Source organism: Streptomyces sp. NPDC052114 (assembly GCF_040680155.1).
Lineage (GTDB): Bacteria > Actinomycetota > Actinomycetes > Streptomycetales > Streptomycetaceae > Streptomyces.
In genome coordinates this window covers 175,716-196,438 of the sequence record NZ_JBFAWC010000008.1, presented here as the reverse complement: position 1 = coordinate 196,438, position 20,723 = coordinate 175,716, and the positions used below count along the sequence as shown (strand labels likewise).

15 protein-coding genes are annotated in these 20,723 nt (G+C 70.4%); 8 read left to right on the top strand and 7 right to left on the bottom strand.

Going from position 1 to position 20,723, the window contains the following annotated elements; all coding sequences use genetic code 11:
• The first annotated feature begins 94 nt into the window (after positions 1–94).
• Positions 95–709 carry a 5-formyltetrahydrofolate cyclo-ligase gene (locus tag AB0L89_RS19490; protein WP_365142349.1) on the top strand — a complete coding sequence of 205 codons (615 nt, stop codon included), beginning with the start codon at positions 95–97 and terminating at the stop codon, positions 707–709.
• A 72-nt stretch (positions 710–781) separates the two neighbouring features.
• Here the strand turns inward: AB0L89_RS19490 and AB0L89_RS19485 are convergent, their stop codons facing one another.
• Positions 782–3,541, bottom strand: coding sequence for a penicillin acylase family protein (locus tag AB0L89_RS19485; RefSeq protein ID WP_365142347.1), 2,760 nt, complete (start codon positions 3,539–3,541; stop codon positions 782–784).
• A gap of 224 nt (positions 3,542–3,765) precedes the next feature.
• On the opposite strand from AB0L89_RS19485, the gene AB0L89_RS19480 reads away from it, so the two are divergent.
• From AB0L89_RS19480 to mscL, 6 genes are all read left to right on the top strand, one after another.
• Entirely contained in the window at positions 3,766–5,265 is a 1,500-nt protein-coding gene (locus AB0L89_RS19480) for a potassium/proton antiporter (protein ID WP_365142692.1), read from the top strand.
• A 245-nt stretch (positions 5,266–5,510) separates the two neighbouring features.
• Positions 5,511–6,782: an MFS transporter gene (locus tag AB0L89_RS19475; RefSeq protein ID WP_365142345.1), complete on the top strand. Its 1,272-nt coding sequence runs from the start codon at positions 5,511–5,513 to the stop codon at positions 6,780–6,782.
• 67 nt (positions 6,783–6,849) lie between these two features.
• Complete coding sequence (locus tag AB0L89_RS19470) at positions 6,850–7,179, top strand: FmdB family zinc ribbon protein (RefSeq protein WP_365142343.1); 330 nt, start codon at positions 6,850–6,852, stop codon at positions 7,177–7,179.
• A 133-nt stretch (positions 7,180–7,312) separates the two neighbouring features.
• Positions 7,313–8,167 (top strand): S-methyl-5'-thioadenosine phosphorylase, encoded by an 855-nt coding sequence (locus AB0L89_RS19465; protein WP_365142341.1) that lies wholly within the window; start codon positions 7,313–7,315, stop codon positions 8,165–8,167.
• Positions 8,168–8,394: 227 nt separating this feature from the next.
• Positions 8,395–8,940, top strand: a complete 546-nt coding sequence (locus AB0L89_RS19460) for a hypothetical protein (RefSeq protein ID WP_365142339.1) — start codon at positions 8,395–8,397, stop codon at positions 8,938–8,940.
• Positions 8,941–9,078: 138 nt separating this feature from the next.
• The gene (gene mscL / locus AB0L89_RS19455) at positions 9,079–9,552 is read left to right on the top strand and encodes a large conductance mechanosensitive channel protein MscL (protein ID WP_365142337.1); all 474 of its coding nucleotides are present in this window, start codon (positions 9,079–9,081) and stop codon (positions 9,550–9,552) included.
• A 7-nt stretch (positions 9,553–9,559) separates the two neighbouring features.
• On the opposite strand, the gene AB0L89_RS19450 is transcribed toward mscL, so the two are convergent.
• The 6 genes from AB0L89_RS19450 to nirB form a co-directional block, all read right to left on the bottom strand.
• Positions 9,560–9,769, bottom strand: a complete 210-nt coding sequence (locus AB0L89_RS19450; protein WP_365142335.1) for a hypothetical protein — start codon at positions 9,767–9,769, stop codon at positions 9,560–9,562.
• A 22-nt stretch (positions 9,770–9,791) separates the two neighbouring features.
• Positions 9,792–11,204, bottom strand: coding sequence for a NarK family nitrate/nitrite MFS transporter (locus tag AB0L89_RS19445; RefSeq protein WP_365142333.1), 1,413 nt, complete (start codon positions 11,202–11,204; stop codon positions 9,792–9,794).
• A gap of 84 nt (positions 11,205–11,288) precedes the next feature.
• Positions 11,289–12,110, bottom strand: a complete 822-nt coding sequence (gene pflA / locus AB0L89_RS19440) for a pyruvate formate-lyase-activating protein (protein WP_365142331.1) — start codon at positions 12,108–12,110, stop codon at positions 11,289–11,291.
• A 147-nt stretch (positions 12,111–12,257) separates the two neighbouring features.
• Complete coding sequence (pflB, locus tag AB0L89_RS19435) at positions 12,258–14,528, bottom strand: formate C-acetyltransferase (RefSeq protein ID WP_365142329.1); 2,271 nt, start codon at positions 14,526–14,528, stop codon at positions 12,258–12,260.
• Positions 14,529–14,828: 300 nt separating this feature from the next.
• The gene (locus AB0L89_RS19430) at positions 14,829–16,262 is read right to left on the bottom strand and encodes a NarK family nitrate/nitrite MFS transporter (protein ID WP_365142327.1); all 1,434 of its coding nucleotides are present in this window, start codon (positions 16,260–16,262) and stop codon (positions 14,829–14,831) included.
• Positions 16,263–16,397: 135 nt separating this feature from the next.
• A complete protein-coding gene (nirB, locus tag AB0L89_RS19425; protein WP_365142325.1) occupies positions 16,398–19,175 on the bottom strand; it encodes a nitrite reductase large subunit NirB in 2,778 nt (925 codons plus the stop codon).
• An 833-nt stretch (positions 19,176–20,008) separates the two neighbouring features.
• Here nirB and AB0L89_RS19420 point away from each other — a divergent pair.
• Positions 20,009–20,698, top strand: coding sequence for a CbiX/SirB N-terminal domain-containing protein (locus AB0L89_RS19420; protein ID WP_365142323.1), 690 nt, complete (start codon positions 20,009–20,011; stop codon positions 20,696–20,698).
• The last annotated feature ends 25 nt before the right edge of the window (positions 20,699–20,723 follow it).

Genomic DNA, 20,723 nt, shown 5'->3' with positions numbered 1-20,723 from the left:
GGCGACAACCATATCCGGTGCGTATGTGCGGAATCTGTGGGTCCAGATAATTGGGAGGCATATGCGCCCGCCAGGAAGGATTTGTGAGTACCCCATGCATACGAGCGAAGCCGACGGTCAGCCAACCAAGCGCATGTTGCGGCGAGGCTTCCTCGCGGTGAGAGGCGGGTTGACTGAGGATGACGCAGGGAAGGCGGCCGCGGTTCTCGCCGAACGCGCGCTGGAGCTCCCGGAGCTGGCCGGGGCGCGGACGGTCGCGGCGTACGTCTCCGTGGGCGCCGAGCCCGGCACGCGCGCCCTCCTCGACGCCCTCCACGCGCGCGGGACGCGCGTCCTGCTGCCGGTCCTGCTCGCGGACAACGACCTGGACTGGGGCGTGTACGACGGGGAGGGCTCCCTGGCCCGCGTGCAACACCAGGGAAAGATCGAGCTGTTGGAGCCCTCGGGGGCCCTGCTCGGCCCCGACGCCGTCCTCGGGGCGGACGCCGTACTCCTTCCGGGCCTGGCCGTGGACGCGCGCGGGATGCGGCTCGGCCGGGGCGGCGGCTCCTACGACCGGGTGCTCGCCCGGCTGGAGCGCGCGGACGCCGACCCCGCTCTCGTGGTGCTCCTGTACGACTCCGAAGTGGTCGCCCACGTCCCCGAAGAGGCGCACGACCGGCCGGTACACGCCGTCGTGACGCCGTCGGGGGTGCGCCGCTTCCGCTGACCCCAGGACGCCGAAAGGGCCCTCCACGCGTGCGTGGAGGGCCCTTTCAGGTGTGGCGTACGCCGTGCCGGATCAGGGGCGCAGGACCAGCTTGTCGCTCGTGCCGGCCTCGACCGCCTTCTCCGAGTGGGCCCACGGGAGGAGTTCGCCCTTGGCCCACTTGTCCGTCTGGTCGGTGTAGTGGTCGTTGTACGCGTGCCCCGAGGCGCCGGTGAGGTTGATCCACTTGGACTTGTCGAGGTCCTTGAGGTTCACCACCATCCGCATCGACGGCACCCAGACCACGCCGTAGCCGCCCGCCGCGTTCCAGCCGGTGGCGTTGACCGCGGCCTCGCCGCCGCCGAGGTTCCACGGGCCGCGGTTGAGCACGAACTGGAGCCAGCCGGGGCCTTCGGTGCCCAGCGTCTGGTTCTTCAGCGTGAGGCGGTGCAGCCGGCCCCAGCTCCAGGTGTCGACGTCCTTGCCCAGCTTGGCCGTCAGGTCCCAGCGCGCGTCCTTCAGGGCCCGCGCGAACAGCTGGTCGCGGGTCTTGGTCTCCTCGTCCCTGCGGGTCGAGGGCGCCTTCCACCAGTCGTTGTCCTCGTCGTCGAGGATCTTGCGGACCACCTCGAAGTAGCGGTCGCCGCCGTCCGGCTGCGCCGAGTCGGCCTCGCGCTCGCCGCACTCGCGGACCTTGGTGCCCTCGTCGGCGGGACGGGTGTTGCCGGTCGGCTCGACGTTCAGGCACTGGCCCTTGACGCGCAGCTCCTTGGGGAGCTTGTTGCCGAAGGCGAGCTTGAGGATGTTGCGCCAGACCGAGTTGAAGTACGCGGCCGCCGCAGAGTCGGCGTCCTGGGTGTAGTCCCAGCCCTCCAGGAGCTGCTGGGCCTCGCGGACGTACTTGTCCTTGACGTCGATCTTGAGCAGCTTGGGCACGAGCAGCTTGGCGATCTCGCTGCTGTTGTCCATCTGCATGAGGCGCATGTCCTCGGTGGAGATCTTGCCGCCGTTCTTGATCTTCGACTGGATGAGGTCGTCGATCCGCTGGCTGCGCGCTCCGTAGCCCCAGTCCGAGGTGAGCTCGTACGGGTACTTGCCCTCGCCGTCCTCGATCACGGCCTGGTTGGCGGTGACGATGTAGCCGCGCTTGGGGTCGTACTCGTAGGGCAGGGCGTCCTGCGGGATGTAGCCGGTCCAGCGGTACTCGGGGTCCCAGCCGGGGGCCGGCAGCGAGCCGTCGCCCTTGCCGCGGACCGGGATCCTGCCGGGCGCCTGGTAGCCGATGTGGCCCTTGGTGTCGGCGTAGATCAGGTTCTGGGAGGGCACTTCAAAAGAAGCGGCCGCCTTGCGGAATTCGGTGAAGTCCTTCGCCTTGTTGAGCTCGAAGACGGCGTCCATGGACTTGCCGGGGGTCAGCGCGGTCCAGCGCAGCGCCACTCCGTAGCCGTCGCCCCGGTCGGGCGCCGCGGTGTCGACGCCGGCCTTCTTGCCGACCTTGACCAGTTCGTCGTCGCGGTCGGAGATGAGCGGGCCGTTGTTGGTCTCGCGGACCGTGATCTTCTTCTCCTTGCCGCCGGCGACCTTGATGGTCTCCTCGCGGGAGGTGAAGGGCAGCACCTTCTCGCCGTACAGGTAGCCGTCCCCGGTGAACTTCTCCAGGTACAGGTCCGTGACGTCGGCGCCGAGGTTCGTCATGCCCCAGGCGATGTCGTTGTTGTGGCCGATGACCACGCCCGGCATGCCGGAGAACGTGTAGCCCGAGACGTCGTACTGGCACTTCGAGGAGACCGACCGGCAGTGCAGGCCCATCTGGTACCAGACGGAGGGCAGCTGCGGCGCCAGGTGCGGGTCGTTCGCGAGGAGCGGCTTTCCGGTGATGGTGTGCTCGCCGGAGACGACCCAGGAGTTCGAGCCGATGCCGTTGCCGTTCGGGCCGAGGATCGCGGGGACCTCGTCCAGGGCGTCGGAGAGGCCCGAGAGCTGCGACTGGAGCCCCTGGGGCGCCTGCGTGCCGCCCGCCAGGCCCGTGCCCGCCGTGCCGCCGGTGCCGGTCCCGGACTGGGTGGCGGTGCCCTTGGCGTCGTACTCCTTGGTGGCGCTGTTGTAGGCGCCCTCCTGGACGATGGGCTTGTTCCGCTTGTAGGGGTACTCGGGGTACAGGTCCTTGATCTGCGACGGGCCGAGGCGGCTCGTCATCAGGGAGCGGTCGATCTCGTCCTGCATGTTGCCGCGCAGGTCCCAGGCCATCGCCTTGAGCCAGGCCACGGAGTCGACGGGGGTCCATTCCTGGGGCTTGTAGTCGTTCTCGAAGCCGAGCGCCGCGTACTCGACGGAGATGTCCTTGCCGTCCTTGCCGGCGAGGTAGGCATTGACTCCCTTGGCGTACGCCTGGAGGTACTTCTTCGTCTCCGGCGAGAGCTTGGTGTCGTACTCCTTCTTCGCCACCCGGTGCCAGCCGAGCGTGCGCAGGAACTCATCGGTCTTGACCTGGCCCTTGCCGAACATCTCGGAGAGCCGCCCGGAGGTCATATGACGGCGAACGTCCATCTCCCAGAAGCGGTCCTGCGCCTGGACGAAGCCCTGCGCCATGAACAGGTCGGCGTCGGACTCGGCGTAGATCTGCGGGATTCCGTTCCCGTCCCGCTTCACGTCGACGGGTCCGGAGAGGCCGTCGAGCTTGATCGTCCCCTTGGTCTGCGGGAAGGAGGCGCGCACGGTGCTGATGCTCCAGTACGCGCCGAAGCCGATACCTCCGACGATGGCCAGGACCAGGAAGATCACGACGAGTCGGGCTCGGCGCCCCTTCTTCTTGCCGGACTTATGACCGGAAGAGGCGGTGGTGTTGGAGGGCATCGCTGTCCTTGCTGTCCTTACGCGAGCGGCAGGGCGGGCTGTGCTGTCGAGTGGGCGGCTCTGGGAGCGCTGGAGCAACCATAGGCGCAGGGAGTTGCGACTCCGGACGCGGAGTCAGGAACCCGCCTCCCAGAAGATCGAATAGTTATTCGATCGCGTCAAGAAGTCGTTAACAATTAGGTAAGGTAACGAAGTACTCGGCCACACGGAGGAAGGAACGGCCCCTGACTGTCCACCACCTCAACCAGCTCCTGCTCGTCTGCTCGCTCGTTCTGCTCGTCGCGGTCGCGGCGGTCCGGATCTCGTCGCGCAGCGGGCTCCCCAGCCTGCTCCTGTACCTGGGCATCGGCGTCGCCATGGGCCAGGACGGCATCGGTGACGTCCAGTTCGACAACGCCGAGCTGACGCAGGTCATCGGCTATGCGGCCCTGGTCGTGATCCTGGCCGAGGGCGGCCTCGGGACGAAGTGGAAAGAGATCAGGCCGGCACTGCCCGCGGCGGCCGCGCTGTCGCTCGTGGGCGTCGCGGTGAGCGTCGGCGTCACGGCCGCGGGCGCGCACTACCTCGTCGGTCTCGAATGGCGGCAGGCGCTCATCATCGGCGCGGTGGTCTCCTCCACGGACGCGGCGGCGGTCTTCTCCGTACTGCGGAAGGTGCCGCTCCCCTCACGTGTGACGGGTGTGCTGGAAGCGGAGTCGGGGTTCAACGACGCCCCTGTGGTGATCCTCGTCGTGGCGTTCTCCACGGCCGGACCGGTGGACGACTGGTACGTACTGATCGGCGAGATCGCGCTGGAGCTGGCGATCGGAGCCGCGATCGGCCTCGCGGTGGGCTGGCTCGGCGCCTACGGCCTGCGCCACGTGGCCCTGCCCGCCTCGGGCCTCTACCCCATCGCCGTCATGGCCATCGCCGTCAGCGCGTACGCCGCCGGAGCCATGGCCCACGGCAGCGGCTTCCTCGCCGTCTACCTCGCCGCGATGGTCCTCGGCAACGCCAAGCTGCCGCACTGGCCCGCCACCCGCGGCTTCGCCGAAGGCCTCGGCTGGATCGCCCAGATCGGCATGTTCGTGCTGCTCGGCCTGCTGGTCACGCCGCACGACCTGCTCGACGACACCTGGCCCGCGATCGTCATCGGCCTGGTCCTGACCGTGGTGGCACGGCCCCTGGAGGTCGTGATCAGCCTGCTGCCGTTCCGCATGCCCTGGCAGGAGAAGGCGCTGCTGTCCTGGGCCGGCCTGCGCGGCGCGGTGCCCATCATCCTGGCCACCATCCCGATGGTGAGCGACGTCGAGGACAGCCAGCGGATCTTCAACATCGTCTTCGTCCTCGTCGTCGTCTACACCCTCATCCAGGGCCCCACGCTGCCGTGGCTGGCCCGGAAGCTGCGGCTCGGCGACGGTTCGGAGGCAGCCGACCTCGGCATCGAGTCCGCCCCCCTGGAGCGGCTCCAGGGGCATCTGCTGTCGGTGGCCATCCCCGAGGGCTCGCGCATGCACGGCGTCGAGGTCGCGGAGCTGCGGCTGCCCACGGGGGCGGCGGTCACGCTGGTCGTGCGCGACGGAGAATCGTTCGTCCCGCTGCCCGCGACCGTGCTGCGCCGGGGCGACGAGCTCCTGGTGGTGGCGACCGATCCGGTGCGGGACGCCGCGGAGAAGCGGCTGCGCGCGGTCGGCCACGGCGGAAAGCTCGCCGGATGGCTGGGAACCGATGGAGAAAAGCACTAACCGTCGTTGGCATCGTAGGTGTCAGGCGTCTCATCGGCTGTAATCACAGGGGCGGATCACACCGTCCCCTGTACGATGAAGGCACCTGATCGAACCAACTCTGCCTGAAGCAGAGCTGGCGCGACCGTATGGCGGCCGCGGCGTCCTCGCAGTGGAGCCCCGGCATCTACCGCAGTTCCGCGCAAGAGGACAGCTCTCGGCGCCCCCGCACGGGCGCGCTACCAGGCGGCAGAAAGGCACGGGCCGTGGCATCCACGGTCACCGAATCCCGCCCGGGCTACGGACAGCTCCTGCGCACCCCGCGCGCCTGGACGTTCCTGCTGCCCGGCTTCGCGGCGCGCCAGCCGTTCGCGATGCTGACCATCTCCATCGTCCTGCTCGTGCAGCACACGACCGGCTCGTACGGTGTCGCGGGCGCCGTCTCGGCCGTCACCGGCGTCTCCATGGCGCTCTTCGCCCCCTTCGGCGGCAAGCTCGCCGACCGGTTCGGACAGCGCGCCGTGCTGGTGCCCGGTGTGCTGATCCACTCCGCGTCCGTCGTCACGCTGACGGTGCTCGCGCTCTCCGACGCCCCCTTGTGGGCCCTTTTCGTGGCCGCCGTGCCCGCGGGCGCCTCGACGCCGCAGATCGGCCCCATGGTGCGGGCCCGCTGGGGCGTCAAGCTCCAGGACTCGCCCCTGGCCACCACCGCGGCCGCCTTCGAGTCGGTCACCGACGAGCTGACCTTCGTCCTCGGCCCGCTGTTCGCGACCGCGCTGTGCACCACCATCGACCCCGCCGCGGGCCTGCTCACCGAGGCCGGCCTCACCCTCGTCGGCGGTCTGCTGTTCGCCGCCCAGAAGAGCACCCAGCCCCAGCCGTCCGCCCACCACGCGGAGCACGCGCGCGTGGAGCACGCCTCCGCGCTGCGCGTCCCCGGAGTGCGCGTCCTCATCGTCACGTTCCTCGGGATCGGCGCCGTCTTCGGCGGCATGCAGGTCTCGCTGGCCGCCTTCACCGAGTCGATCGGCGAGCCCGGTCTCAACGGCGTCCTGTACGGCACGTTCGCCGCGGGCAACATGCTCTCCGGCATCATCTGCGGCGCCATCGCCTGGAAGGTCTCCCCGCAGCGGCGCCTCCTCACCGGGTACGCGGCGCTGACCCTGATGGCCTCCGGCCTGTGGGCGGCGCACTCCGTGCCCCTGCTCGCCGGGCTCGGCCTGCTGGTCGGCGTCTGCATCGCGCCCGCCCTGATCACCGGCTACACGCTGGTGGACAAGCTGGTCCCGCCGACCGGCCGCACGGAGGCCTTCACCTGGCTGACCGGCGCGGTCGCGCTCGGGCAGGCGGCGGCCGTCACGGTCGCCGGACAGCTGGAGGACCGCTTCTGGGACGGGGCCGGATTCCTGGTCCCGCTGGGCGGCACGGCGCTGGCCCTGGCGGTCCTGCTGGCACTGCGTTCGCGGCTCGTTCCCACGATCCCGGCCCGCACGGTGGCACGTGGCGTCGGTCACCGAGTTCCGGTCACGGTGGACTGATCTCGCGGAATACGTCACTATAGACCGTCGTTAGCACTCATCGAGTGAGAGTGCCAGGAGGAAGCAAGTGCCGACGTACCAGTACCAGTGCACCGAGTGCGGCGAGGGCCTCGAGGCGGTGCAGAAGTTCACCGACGACGCCCTGACCGTGTGCCCCAGCTGCGACGGACGCCTCAAGAAGGTGTTCTCGGCCGTCGGCATCGTCTTCAAGGGCTCCGGCTTCTACCGCAACGACAGCCGCGGCTCGTCGTCGAGCAGCTCGCCGGCCTCGTCGTCGTCGAAGTCCTCGTCCTCCTCGGACGCGAAGTCTTCTTCGTCCTCGTCGACCTCCTCGTCCTCGGACTCCAAGTCGTCCGGGACCTCGTCGACGTCCACGTCGTCGACCTCGGCCGCGTAACAGCAGCACGCACACGCTTCCTGTGTGACCCCGCCGTCCCACGACGGCGGGGTCATCGGCGTTTTCCGGTGCGGGTACTCCGCCCTTCCGGGTGCGGTACTCCCCCTTTTCGGGTGCGGATACTGTGCGCTCCATGGTGAATACGGCGAACGCTCCGCAGGCCGGGATCGGCGTGATCGGCGGCTCCGGCTTCTACTCCTTCCTCGACGACGTGACCGAGATACAGGTCGACACCCCCTACGGAGCTCCGAGCGACTCCCTCTTCCTCGGCGAGATCGCGGGGCGCCGGGTGGCCTTCCTGCCCCGGCACGGCCGCGGCCACCATCTGCCGCCGCACCGCATCAACTACCGCGCCAACCTCTGGGCGCTGCGTTCCGTCGGCGTACGGCAAGTGCTCGGACCGTGCGCGGTCGGCGGGCTGCGGTCCGAGTACGGGCCCGGCACGCTGCTGGTGCCGGACCAGCTCGTGGACCGCACGCTGTCGCGCTCGCAGACCTACTTCGACGGAGTGCCGCTGCCCGACGGCAGCGTGTCGAACGTCGTGCACGTGTCGCTGGCCGACCCGTACTGCCCCGCGGGCCGCGCCGCCGCGCTCAAGGCCGCGCGCGGGCGCGACTGGGAGCCGGTGGACGGCGGGACGCTGGTCGTGATCGAGGGGCCGCGCTTCTCGACCCGGGCGGAGTCGCGCTGGTACGCGGACCAGGGCTGGTCGGTGGTGGGCATGACCGGGCACCCCGAGGCGGTGCTCGCCCGTGAACTGGAGCTCTGCTACACGTCGTTGAACCTGGTCACGGACCTGGACGCGGGCGCGGAGACCGGAGAGGGCGTCTCGCACGACGAGGTCCTGCGGGTGTTCGCCGCCAATGTGGACCGGCTGCGGGGCGTGCTGTTCGACACCGTGGCGGGGCTGCCGGAGGACGGCGGGGAGCGGGACTGCCTGTGCGCGGGGGCCCTGGGCGGGATGGACCCGGGGATCCGGCTGCCGTGAGGCGGCGTTCAGGTGTGGCGGGGCGTGCAGGTGTGGCGGGGCGTGCGGGTGTGACGGAGCGCTCAGGTCTGGCGGGGCTTTCGGGGTCTGGCGGCGGGGTGGAACTACCCCTTCGGGTGAGGGAGTTGTCCACAACCGGCGGGTAGTCCACGGGGCTCAGCGGGAATCGGCGCGGGCCTGCATCGTGAGAGCGGAAGCCAGTTCTCGCAGCGCAGGCGGTGGTTGTCGTGACGCACGTCCCCTCTCATCGGACCCAGCCCTCCTCGGCCCAGCGGCCTCAGCCCTCCCCGACGGAGGGCTGCCCGGTCCCCCACTTCTCCCCCGTGCGGGTGCGCGGCGGGCATCCGCGGCTGCGCCGGCTGCTGCGGCACAGACGCCGGGCCCTGGCCGTGGGACTCGCGCTCACCGCCGCCGCCCTCGCGGCCACCGCCCCGCGGGAGGCGGACGGGCCGCAGCGGACGGCCGCGGCACAGCCCGTGCGGGAACCACGGCCCGCGGAGCGGGTGACCGCGCCGGTGCGCATCGCGGACGCGGACGCCGCGCGTCTGCTGCGCCCCGGCGACCGGGTCGACGTGATCGCCGCCGACGGGTCGGCCGCGGGCGGCGCGGAGCCGCGCGTGGTGGCGGCGGGGGCGCGGGTCTCGGAGGTGCCCGAGCAGGGTGAAGGCGCCGCCGAGAGCGGGGCGTTGGTGGTGTTCTCCGTGCCGAGGGACACGGCGGTGCGGCTGGCCGGGGCCGGGGCGAGCACGCGGCTGGCGGTGGCGCTGCGATGACGCGGAGCGTTCACGATCGCATCGACATCTTGTCAAGTCGCTCGTTCGAGGGAGTGAATTGGACAGGTCCGCCAGGGCCTGACGTAGGTTGCGAAGTTGTTTGTTCCGCAACCCGCACATGCAACGAAAGGCCTCGTGGTGAGCGAGAAGAAGGAACCGGGCGTCTGGGAGGGCTTCAAGGCCTTCCTGATGCGCGGCAATGTCGTCGACCTGGCGGTCGCGGTCGTCATCGGCGCCGCGTTCACGAACATCGTGAACTCGGTGGTCAAGGGTGTCATCAACCCGCTCGTCGGCGCCTTCGGCACGAAGGATCTCGACCACTACAGCTCGTGCCTGAAGGCGCCGTGCGAGATGAAGAACGGCGAGGTCGTCAGCGGCATCCCGATCATGTGGGGTTCCGTGCTCAGCGCGATCCTCAGCTTCGTGATCACCGCGGCCGTCGTGTACTTCCTGATGGTGCTGCCCATGGCCAAGTACCTGGCGAAGGTCGCCGCCAAGAAGGCCGAGAAGGAGGGCACCCAGGAGGTCATCGAGATCTCCGAGCTGGAGGTCCTCAAGGAGATCCGCGACGCGCTCGTCGCGCAGCGCGGCTCGGGGCACCGCGAGGAGTAGCGCGGGCTCAGAGGTGGTGGGGCGGCTTCTCGTCGAGGAAGCGCGCCAGGTCGGCGGCGCTGTCGCCGCCGGTGTCGGCCCGCTCGCCCCACCCACGGTCCGTGTCGTCCGAGGACTGCTGCGACAGCGGGTCGTCGAAGACCAGCGCGTTCCTCGGCTTCTTCGGCTGGTTCCGCTGCTCCGGATCGCGCGGTTCGGGGGCGGGGGCGGTACTCATGCCTCCAGGGTACGTCGCGGGCTCAGCTCGGGGCCTCCGCGCCCTTGCGGGCGTAGAACCACCAGCACACGACCAGGCACGTGCCGTAGAAGCCGATGAACATCCACAGCGCGGTGGTGACCGAGAGGTTCGCGAACATCGCCGGGATGAAGAAGAAGCCGTACGCGGCGATCGCGGCGGAGAAGCCGGTGACCGCGCCCGCCTCCATCTCGGCCTGCTTGAGCGCGGTGCGCTCCGCCTCCTCACCCTGGCCCGCCGCCTTCTTCAGGTGCAGGTCCCGGAAGATCACGGGGATCTGGCGGAACGTGGAGCCGTTGCCGACCCCGGAGAACGCGAAGGCGCACAGGAAGCCGATGTAGAAGGCCCAGAAGCTGCCCTTGTCGCCGCCCGCGGGCAGCGCGGTGATCACGACGACCAGCGAGGCGGCCATGCCGACGAAGGACACCATGGTGACCCTCGCCCCGCCGATCCGGTCCGACAGCCAGCCGCCCGCCCAGCGGGTGAGGGCGCCGATGAAGGGGCCGACCCAGGCGTAGGTGGTGGCCTGGTAGCCCGAGGCCGCGAAGTTGTTCTTGATCAGCAGTGGGAGTCCGGCGGCGAAGCCGATGAACGACCCGAAGGTGCCGACGTAGAGCCAGGTCATCAGCCAGTTGTGCTTGCGCTTGAAGATGATCTTCTGTCGGCTGAAGGGCGCGGCCGCGACCTTGAGGTCGTTCATCAGGAACCACGACATCAGCGCCATGATCACCAGGAGCGGCACCCAGAGGAACGCGCCGTTCTGCAGCCACACGTCCTCGTTCTTGACGGTGTCGCGCTGCGGGTCGCCGGCGGGGGCGCCGAGGACGGCGGCCGTGACGACCAGCGGGGCGACCAGCTGGACCACGGAGACGCCGAGGTTGCCGAGGCCGCCGTTGAGTCCCGCGGCACTGCCCTTCTCCCGCTTGGGGAAGAAGAAGCCGATGTTCGCCATGGACGAGGAGAAGTTGGCGCCGCCGATGCCGCAGACCGCGGCGATCAGGGCCAGCTCCCAGTAGGGGGTTCCGGTGTCCTGGAGCGCGAAGCCGAGCCAGAGCATCGGCGCGATGAGGATGATCGTGGAGAAGGCGGTGAACTTCCGCTCCCCGAAGATCGGCCCGATGAAGGTGTAGAGGATCCGGAAGGTGCCGCCGGTGAGCCCCGGGATGGCCGTCAGCCAGAACAGCTGCGAGGTGGAGAGACCGAACCCCACGTCGTTGAGGCGGACGGCGGTGACCGACCACACCTGCCAGACGACGAAGCCGAGCATCAGGGCCGGGATGGACACCCAGAGGTTGCGCTTGGCGACCTTGTGGCCGGTGGCGCGCCAGAAGGAGTCGTCCTCCGGTTGCCACTCCGCGATCGTCGATCCGGGACGGTAGGTGTCGCCCGTCCGCCGATGGCTGGTGGGAGCACTCATGCGGCCACGCTAGGCAGGCCCCTCACGGGCCGCCCGCCCACTGGGCCGTTCGGGTGGTCCGCGGAGTGCGCGCGACGGCCCCTGTCAGACGGCCTTGAGGCCCTGGGCCGCGAAGATCTCCTTGGCCGCGGCCACCTGCTCCGGGGTCGGCGAGGGGGTGTCGCGCAGGGTGAAGTCCTTGCCGAGGGCGTCCCACTTCGCCTCGCCCAGCTTGTGGAAGGGCAGCACGTCGACGCGCGTGACGTTGCCGAGCGAGGCGGCGAAGCGGGCGACGCCCTCGATGTTCCCGGGGTCGTCGGTCAGACCGGGGATGAGGACGAAGCGCACCCAGACCTCCTTGCCGAGGTCGGCGAGGCGGTGGGCGAAGTCGAGGGTGGCCTGCAGGGGGCGGCCGGTGACCTTCAGGTAGGTCTCGGGGTCCCAGGACTTGATGTCGAGCAGGACCAGGTCGACGTCGCGCAGCAGGGCGTCGGTGGCGCGTGCGCCGAGGAAGCCGGAGGTGTCCAGGGCGGTGTGCAGGCCGAGTTCGTGCTTGAGGCGGTGCAGCAGTTCGCCGGTGAAGACGGGCTGCAGGAGGGGTTCGCCGCCGCTGACGGTGGCTCCTCCCCCGGCCGCGGCGATGAACTTGGTGTACTTGGCGGCTTCCGCGATCACGTCGTCGGCCGTGGTCCGCTTGCCGTCGCGCATCCGCCAGGTGTCGGGGTTGTGGCAGTACAGACAGCTCAGGGGGCACCCGGCGAGGAACGTGACGAAGCGCGTCCCGGGCCCGTCGACGCCGGTGGACAGGTCCCAGGAGTGGATCGAGCCGGTGACGGGACGGTGGGTGGCCGCAGCCGCGGGGGTGGCGGCGTCCTCGTCGGCCGCGCGCGGGCGTACGGGGATGTCGGTACCGAGCAGGACAGCCATGGCGGAACTCCCGAACTACTGGCAGGACGTGGTGTTCGCGGCGCCCGGGGCCGGGGTGAGGGCCCGGCCCCGGGGCCGCGGATCCGGGGCGGCTCCGACGAGGGAGCCGGTGGCCCCCGGCGCGTGGGTGCGCCGGGAGCCGGGGGCTCACAGGGAGCCGTGGAAGGTGCGGTTGATGACGTCGAGCTGCTGGTCGCGGGTCAGCCGGATGAAGTTGACCGCGTATCCGGAGACCCGGATGGTCAGCTGCGGGTAGTTCTCCGGGTGCTCCATGGCGTCCTGAAGGGTCGCCTTGTTCAGCACGTTGACGTTCATGTGGAAGCCGTCGCTGGCCATGAAGCCGTCCAGGACGCCGGAGAGGTTCTCCACCCGCTCCTCGGGGGTGCGGCCGAGTGCGTCCGGGGTGATGGTGTTGGTCAGCGAGATGCCGTCCTCGGCGTCGTCGTAGGGCAGCTTGGCGACCGACATCGCCGAGGCGATGTAGCCGTGCTCGTCACGGCCGTTCATCGGGTTGGCGCCCGGGGCGAAGGGCGTGCCGGCGCGGCGGCCGTCGGGGGTGTTGCCGGTCTTCTTGCCGTAGACGACGTTCGAGGTGATGGTCAGCACCGACTGCGTGTGCACCGCATCGCGGTACGTGGGGTGCTTGCGGACCTTCTCCATGAAGTCGTGCACGATGCGCGTGGCGATCTCGTCGGCGCGGTCGTCGTTGTTGCCGTAGGCGGGGTAGTCGCCCTCGATCTCGTAGTCGACGGCGAGGCCCGTCTCGTCGCGGATCACCTTGACCTTGGCGTGCTTGATCGCCGAGAGGGAGTCCGCGGCGACCGAGAGGCCCGCGATGCCGCACGCCATGGTGCGCAGGATCTCCTGGTCGTGCAGCGCCATCTCGATGCGCTCGTAGGCGTACTTGTCGTGCATGTAGTGGATGACGTTGAGCGCGTGGACGTACGTCTTGGCCAGCCAGTCGAGCATCGCGTCGTACTGCTTCGCGACGGTCGCGTAGTCGAGGTACTCGCCCTCGATGGGCGTGAAGCCCTGCACAACGGTCTTGCCGGACTTCTCGTCGCGGCCGCCGTTGATCGCGTAGAGGAGCGCCTTGGCGACGTTCACGCGGGCGCCGAAGAACTGCATCTGCTTGCCGACGGCCATCGCCGAGACGCAGCAGGCGATCGCGGTGTCGTCGCCGTACTTCGGGCGCATCAGTTCGTCCGACTCGAACTGGATGGCCGAGGTGTCGATGGCGACCTTGGAGGCGAAGTCCTTGAAGCCCTTGGGCAGTCGCTGCGACCAGAAGACCGTGAGGTTCGGCTCGGGGGCCGGGCCCAGGTTGTAGAGGGTCTGCAGGGCGCGGAAGGTGGTGCGCGAGACCAGCGGGCGGCCGTCGGCGCCGATGCCGGCCATCGACCAGGTGACCCAGGTCGGGTCGCCGGAGTAGAGCTCGTTGTACTCGGGCGTGCGCAGGAAGCGGACGATGCGGAGCTTGATGACGAAGTCGTCGATGAACTCCTGGGCCTCGGCCTCGGTGATGCGGCCGGCCTCGATGTCGCGCTGGAGGTAGATGTCGAGGAAGTTGTCGATGCGGCCGATCGACATGGCCGCGCCGTTCTGCTCCTTCACGGCGGCGAGGTAGGCGAAGTACAGCCACTGGATGGCCTCGCGGCCGGTGGTGGCGGGCTGCGCGATGTCGTAGCCGTACGACATCGCCATGGCCTTCAGTTCCTTGAGGGCCTTGATCTGCTCGGAGATCTCCTCGCGCCCGCGGATCACGTCCTCGGTCGCCCACTCCTCGCCGAGGGCGGCCTTGTCGGCCTCCTTGGCGGCGATCAGGTGGTCGACGCCGTAGAGGGCGACGCGGCGGTAGTCGCCGATGATGCGGCCGCGGCCGTAGGCGTCGGGCAGGCCCGTGATGATGCCGGAGGAGCGGCAGGCACGGATCTCGGGCGTGTAGGCGTCGAAGACGCCTTCGTTGTGGGTCTTGCGCAGGTGGGTGTAGACGTCCCTGACCTCGGGGTCGGCCTCGTAGCCGTAGGCGTTGAGGGCGCTCTCGACCATCCGCCAGCCGCCGTTGGGCATGATGGCGCGCTTGAGCGGGGCGTCGGTCTGCAGGCCGACGATCAGGTCCTTGTGGTCGGCGGCGGTGCCGTCGATGTAGCCGGGCCTGAAGGCGTCGATGCGGGAGGGGGTCTTCACGTCCACGTCGTGGATGCCGCGCTCGATCTCCGTGGGGAACATCGAGAGGAGCTTCTGCCAGACCTGGGTGGTGCGTTCGGTCGGCCCGGCCAGGAAGGAGTCGTCTCCTTCGTACGGGGTGTAGTTCTGCTGCACGAAGTCGCGGACGTCGATGGCGTCCCGCCACAGGCCGCCCTTGAAGCCGTCCCAGGCCTCGCCGTTCACTGTCGTCTCCGCAGGCGTGGCAGTCATGACGCGCACCTTCCGTTTCGCTTCTTCGCTACACCTCTATTCCACTCCTTTTTGATCGATCAAAGGGGCCGCAATGGTCCTCGATCGGGGACCGAAAGGCCCTTTTCCGTGCGTACGCGATCGATGAAACGTGCGTTGACCAGGTGTTTCCTGTGGGACTTTGGACCTAAGTTCGCTTGTGAAAGCATTCACAAGAATTTCCCGGATTTCCCGTGGTACAGGTCCGGAAATCGCGGAAGGCGGGCCGGGTGCTCCCACACCCGGCCCGCCAGGACCGTGCCGCTCACGCCGTCGAGGGCGTCAGCTGGGCGACTCCGCGCCCTTGCGGGCGTAGAACCACCAGGCGACCGCGATGCAGCTGACGTAGAAGCCCACGAAGCCCCACATCGCGCTGGTGACCGCGAAGTTGGCGAACATCGCCGGGATGAAGAAGAAGCCGTACGCCGCGATCGCGGAGGTGAAGCCCGTGACGGCGCCCGCCTCCATCTCCGACTGCTTCAGCGCCTTCGCGTACTCGGGCGTGCCCTCGGTCAGGCCCTTCAGGTGCTGGTTGCGGAAGATCACCGGGATCTGGCGGAACGTCGAGCCGTTGCCGATGCCCGAGAAGAAGAACGCGCACAGGAAGCAGGCGAAGAAGCCCCAGAAGTTGCCGTTGTCGCCGCCGGAGGGGAGGAAGTTGATGACGCCCACGATGGAGATCGCCATGCCGACGAACGAGATGATGGTGACCCGCGCGCCGCCGATCTTGTCGGCGATCCAGCCGCCGGCCCAGCGGGCGAGCGCGCCCACGGCCGGGCCCATCCAGGCGTACGTCGCCGCCGAGTAGGCCGCGTCGATCGGGGTGAACGTGGTCTTGATGAGCATCGGCAGGGCCGCGGCGAAACCGATGAAGGAGCCGAAGGTGCCGACGTAGAGCCAGGTCATCAGCCAGTTGTGCTTGCGCTTGAAGATGATCTTCTGCTGGCTGAAGGGGGTCGCCGCGACCTTGAGGTCGTTCTGGCCGAACCAGGCGACGACCGCCAGGATCACCAGGACGGGCACCCACAGGAAGGCGGCGTTCTGCAGCCAGACCGGCGTGCCGTCGGCCTTGTGCTGGGCCGAGCCGACCGCGATGACCGAGCTGGTGATGACGATCGGGGTGAGCAGCTGGACGACGGAGACGCCGAGGTTGCCGAGGCCGCCGTTGATGCCGGTCGCGTTGCCCTTGTCCTTCTTCGGGAAGAAGAAGCCGATGTTGGCGAGCGACGAGGCGAAGTTGGCGCCGCCGACGCCGCACAGGGCGGCGATGACGACCATCACGCCGTACGAGGTGTCGGGGTTCTGGACCGCGATGCCGAGCCAGATCAGCGGGATGACCAGGACGATCGTGGAGAGCGCGGTGAAGCGGCGCTGGCCGACCATCGGGCCCAGGAACGTGTAGAAGATCCGGGCCGTGCCGCCGGTCAGACCCGGGATCGCCGTCAGCCAGAACAGCTGCGAGGTGGAGAAGCTGAAGCCGACGTCGGCGAGGTTGGTCGCGGTGACCGACCAGACCTGCCAGACCACGAAGGCGACGAGCAGGGCGGGGACCGCGATCCACAGATTGCGGGCGGCGACCTTCTTGCCGGTGGACTTCCAGAAGAGCTCGTTCTCCGGCTCCCAGTCGGTGATGGTGCGGCCGGGGCGGTACTGCGCGGGGTCGTACGACGTGCCCTCGGGCGCGGTCCGCGCTTCTTGGGCGGCAGGCGATCTCATGTTGGTTCCCAGTTCGCTCAGGGTCCCGACCTTGCTACGGGGCCTGACGTATCCACGATCCTTCGCGCGGGGCCCGGACAGCAGAGGCGTAGGGCACCTGCCGACCGGGCCAAAGACCGCACATGTGAAGGGACTTCAGACCTCGTTCGCCGAGGCTTCGGCCGCCGGCACCTCGTGCACCGGCAGCGCGACCGACGGGTCGTCCAGACACTGCCCCGTGCGCAGGTCGAACTCCTGCTTGTGCATCGGCGAGGCCACGACGGGTCGGCCGTCGCGCGTGCCCAGGATGCCGTGGGCGATCACGTCGGTCCCGGAGAACGGGTCGCGGTTGCCGACCGCGTAGACCGTGCCGCCGCCGTCCTTGAAGAGGGCGGCCTCGGAGCCGTCGGGCAGGACGGCCGCCCGGCCACGGCCCGGCTCAAGGAACGCGGGCGACGGCTGCGCGAGGTGCCGCTCGAAGCGCGCGAGGGCCCGCGGGTCGTCGAGGACCGCCTGCCACTCGTCCTGGTAGGCCGCCGCGTGCCGGTCCATCTGGGCCTCCAGCTCGGCGCAGATGCCGAGGGAGTCCTCGATCAGGACGGACTTCAGGTGGTCGAGGCCGCCGACGCGCTCGAACCACGGGGCGGTGCGCTCCAGGCGCTCGCCGGTGCGCAGGTAGTACATGAGGAAGCGGTCGACGAGACGGAAGAGCTCGGCGGTCGACAGGTCGGCGGCGAGGAGGTCGGCGTGGCGGGGGCTGGTGCCGCCGTTGCCGCAGACGTAGAGGTTCCAGCCGTTGGCGGTGGCGATGACGCCGATGTCCTTGCCGCGGGCCTCGGCGCACTCGCGCAGACAGCCGGAGACACCGCCCTTGATCTTGTGGGGGGTGCGCAGGCCTCGGTAGCGCAGCTCCAGGTCGATGGCGAGCTGGACGGAGTCGCCCTGCCCGAACCGGCAGAACTTGGCGCCGACGCAGGACTTCACGGTGCGCAGGGACTTGCCGTAGGCGTGGCCGGACTCCAGGCCCACGTCGACCAGGCGTCGCCAGATCGCGGGGAGTTGGTCCGCGCGGGCGCCGAAGAGGTCGATGCGCTGACCGCCCGTGATCTTCGTGTAGAGGTCGAAGTCGCGGGCGACCTCGCCGATCGCGATGAGCTGGGCGGGGGTGATCTCGCCGCCGGGGACGCGCGGGACGACGGAGTAGGTGCCGTCCTTCTGGAGGTTGGCGAGGAAGAGGTCGTTGGAGTCCTGGAGGGTGGCCTGTTCGCCGTCCAGGACGTGGCCGAGGCCGAGTTCGGGGGCGAGGGTGCCCAGGACGTTGCCGACGACGGGCTTGCAGACCACGCAGCCCTCACCGCCCAGGCCGTGCTTGGCCATCAGCTCGGTGAAGGAGCGGATGCGTTCGGTGCGGACGGTCTCGTAGATCTCGGCGCGGCTCAGCGCGAAGTGTTCGCACAGGCCCTTGGGCTTCTCGATGCCGGCGGCGGCGAGCTCCGCGTCGAGCACGGACTGGAGGGTGGAGAGACAGCCGCCGCAGCCCGTGCCGGCCTTGGTGCACTGCTTGATGCCGCCGATGTCGGTGAGGGAGTTCTCGGCGACGGCGGCGCGGACGGCGCCCTTGGTGACGTTGTGGCAGCTGCACACGACGGCGTCGTCGGGCAGGGCGTCGGCGCCGGGCAGCTCCACGCCGGACGCGGGCAGGACGTAGGCCTCGGGAGGCGCGGGCAGGGGGCGTCCCGCGTGCGGCTTGAGGGTGCCGTAGGCGTCGGCGTCACCGACGAGGATGCCGCCGAGCAGCTGGCCCTCGGGGCCCAGGAGCAGCTTCTTGTAGACGCCTTCGCGGGTGTCGGAGAAGACGACGGAGACCGCGCCGCCGTCCTCGCCCTCGGGCGCGAAGGGGTCGCCGAAGGACGCGACGTCGGCGCCCATCAGCTTCAGCTTGGTGGAGGTGTCGGCGCCGGTGAAGACCGAGGTCCCCTCGCCCGCGAGGGCGTCGGCGACCGTCTCGGCCATCTGGTAGCCGGGGGCGACCAGGCCGTAGACGCGGCCGTCGGAGGTCTGGGCGCACTCGCCGATGGCGTAGACGTACGGGTCGGTGGTGCGGCAGTGCTCGTCGACCACGACGCCGCCCCGGTCACCCACGGCGAGCCCGGCCTCGCGGGCGAGGCGGTCCCGGGGGCGCACCCCGGCGGAGAAGACGATCACGTCGGCGCCGAGGGTGCGGCCGTCGCTCAGCCGCAGGGCCCGCACGGATCCGTCGGCGTCGGTCTCCACCCGGCTCGCCCCGACGCCGGTGTGCACGGCCACGCCCATCGACTCGATGGTGGCGCGCAGTGCCGCGGCACCGCCGTCGTCGACCTGGAGCGGCATGAGCCGGGGTGCGAACTCGACGACGTGGGTGCTCAGTCCGAGGGTGCGCAGGGCGCCCGCGGCCTCCAGGCCGAGGAGTCCGCCGCCGATGACGACGCCCTTGGTGCGGCCCTCATCGGAGGCGTACGCGGTGAGGGTCTCGACGTCGTACAGGGTGCGGTAGGTGAAGCAGCCGGGGGCGTCGGCGCCCTCGATGGGCGGCACGAAGGGGTAGGAGCCGGTGGCGACGACCAGGGCGTCGTAGGCGACGGTGGCGCCGGAGGTCGTGGTGACCGTGCGGGCCCCGGTGTCGATGTGCTCGGCGGGGTCGCCCAGGCGCAGGTCGATGCCGTGCCGGGTGAGGAAGTCGGGCTCGCAGAGAGAGAGTTCGGCGTCGGTGGCGCCGGTGAACGCGGAGGAGAGGTGGACGCGGTCGTAGGCGGGCCTGTCCTCCTCCGCGAGCGCGGTCACCCGCCAGCCGCGGCCGTCCGGGGCGGAGCCGGCGAGGGCGCCGCGCTCGGCGAGCAGTTCCAGGAGGCGGTGGCCCACCATTCCGTGGCCGATGAGCACCAGGTTCTGGGTCATGGGGGCACACTCCGTCGTCTGAGGTGGCTGGGTGCGTTCCTCTTGACGGTAGGCCGGGCGGGGCGGGCCGCCGGGCCGATAAGGACCCCTCTGCGCGGGCCCAACGACCTGTGCGGTCAGGCCTTTTGGCGGCGGTCCGGCGGCCGGCGCGGGCGTAGCGTCGAGGGCGACGGGCTGCTCCCCGACCAAGAGCGCAGCCCGTGGCGATGCGGTTTCCGGGGCGGGAGTGCGGCGACACCACTGTCCCGCCCCGGGCCCGCACTCCAAGATCTCCGGCGTGCCCGCCGCGGGCGCACCGGACCGCGCGAGAGTTCCGGGTGGGCCGAGCAGTGCGACAGCTTCGGACAGCAACCGAGCGAGGGTCCTTGGCGGGCCGCGCAGAGCCACTGCACCCGGCGGGCCGTCCAGAGCTACCGCGCCCGGCGGGCCGCACAGGGCCACCGTTCCCGGCGGACCGCACAGGGCCACCACGCCCGGCAGACCGCGCAGAGCCACCACGCCCGGCAGACCGTCCAGAGCCACCGCTCCCGGCAGACCGTCCAGAGCCACCACGCCCGGCAGACCACCCAGCGGCCCACCTCGCCCCGGCAAACGCAGAGCCGCCCCTCCTCCCCTCGGCCACCGCAGAGCCGCCCCGCCTCGCCCCGGCCACCGCAGAGCCCCGCCTCGCCTCATCCCCGGCCCCGGCCCCGGCCCCGGCCCCCACAGAGCCCTACCTCCCCACATCCCCCACGCCCGCGCGCCCCGCACCCCCGCGCCCCGATCCCTCGCGCCGCACGCCCCCTCACCCCGACCCCGCGCGCCCCGCGCCCCCGCGTCCCTTCGTCCTCGCCGTGCACGGCAGCGCGCTGCCCGGAGCCGGTGCCACGCTGCGGCGGCTCTGCGAGCAGGTCGAGGCGCTCGGTGGGGTGCGTCCCGTCGTCGGTCATCTCGACCACCAGTCCCCCTCGCTCGCCGAAGCGCTGCGGGAGGGTTCCGTCGTCGTGCCCCTTCTGCTCGGCGACGGCTACCACCGGACCGTCGACATTCCCGCCGTCGTCGCGGACCGGGCGCCGAGCTGCGTGCTCACCGAAGGGCTCCGCGGCGAGCCCGCCGTCGCGCTCGCCCTGCGGGACCGGCTGCGCGAGGCCGAGGCCCGCGCCGGGCTGCGGGCCGACGCCGTCGTCCTCGCCTCCGCGGGGTCCGCGCGCCCCGGTGGCAACGACGGGGCGCGGATCGCCGCCCGGCAGCTGCGCAGGCTGCTGCCCGGCGTCCCGGTGCGCCCGGCGTACTGCTCGGCCGCCGCGCCCACCGTCCCCGACGCCGTGGCCCGGCTGCGGGCCACCGGGTACCGCAGGGTGGCCGTGGCCACGCACCTGCTCGCGCCGGGGCGATTCACGGTCGCGCTCGCCGCGGCCGGGGCCGACGCCGTGGCGGAGCCGATCGCCGATCACCCGGACGTGGCGGCCCTGGTCCTGCGCCGGTACGAGCAGGCCTTGCGTCGGCCGGGTGTCACTGCCGTGGCGGTCGGCGCCGCAGCCTGATTCGGCGTACTCCTTCTGCTGTCCT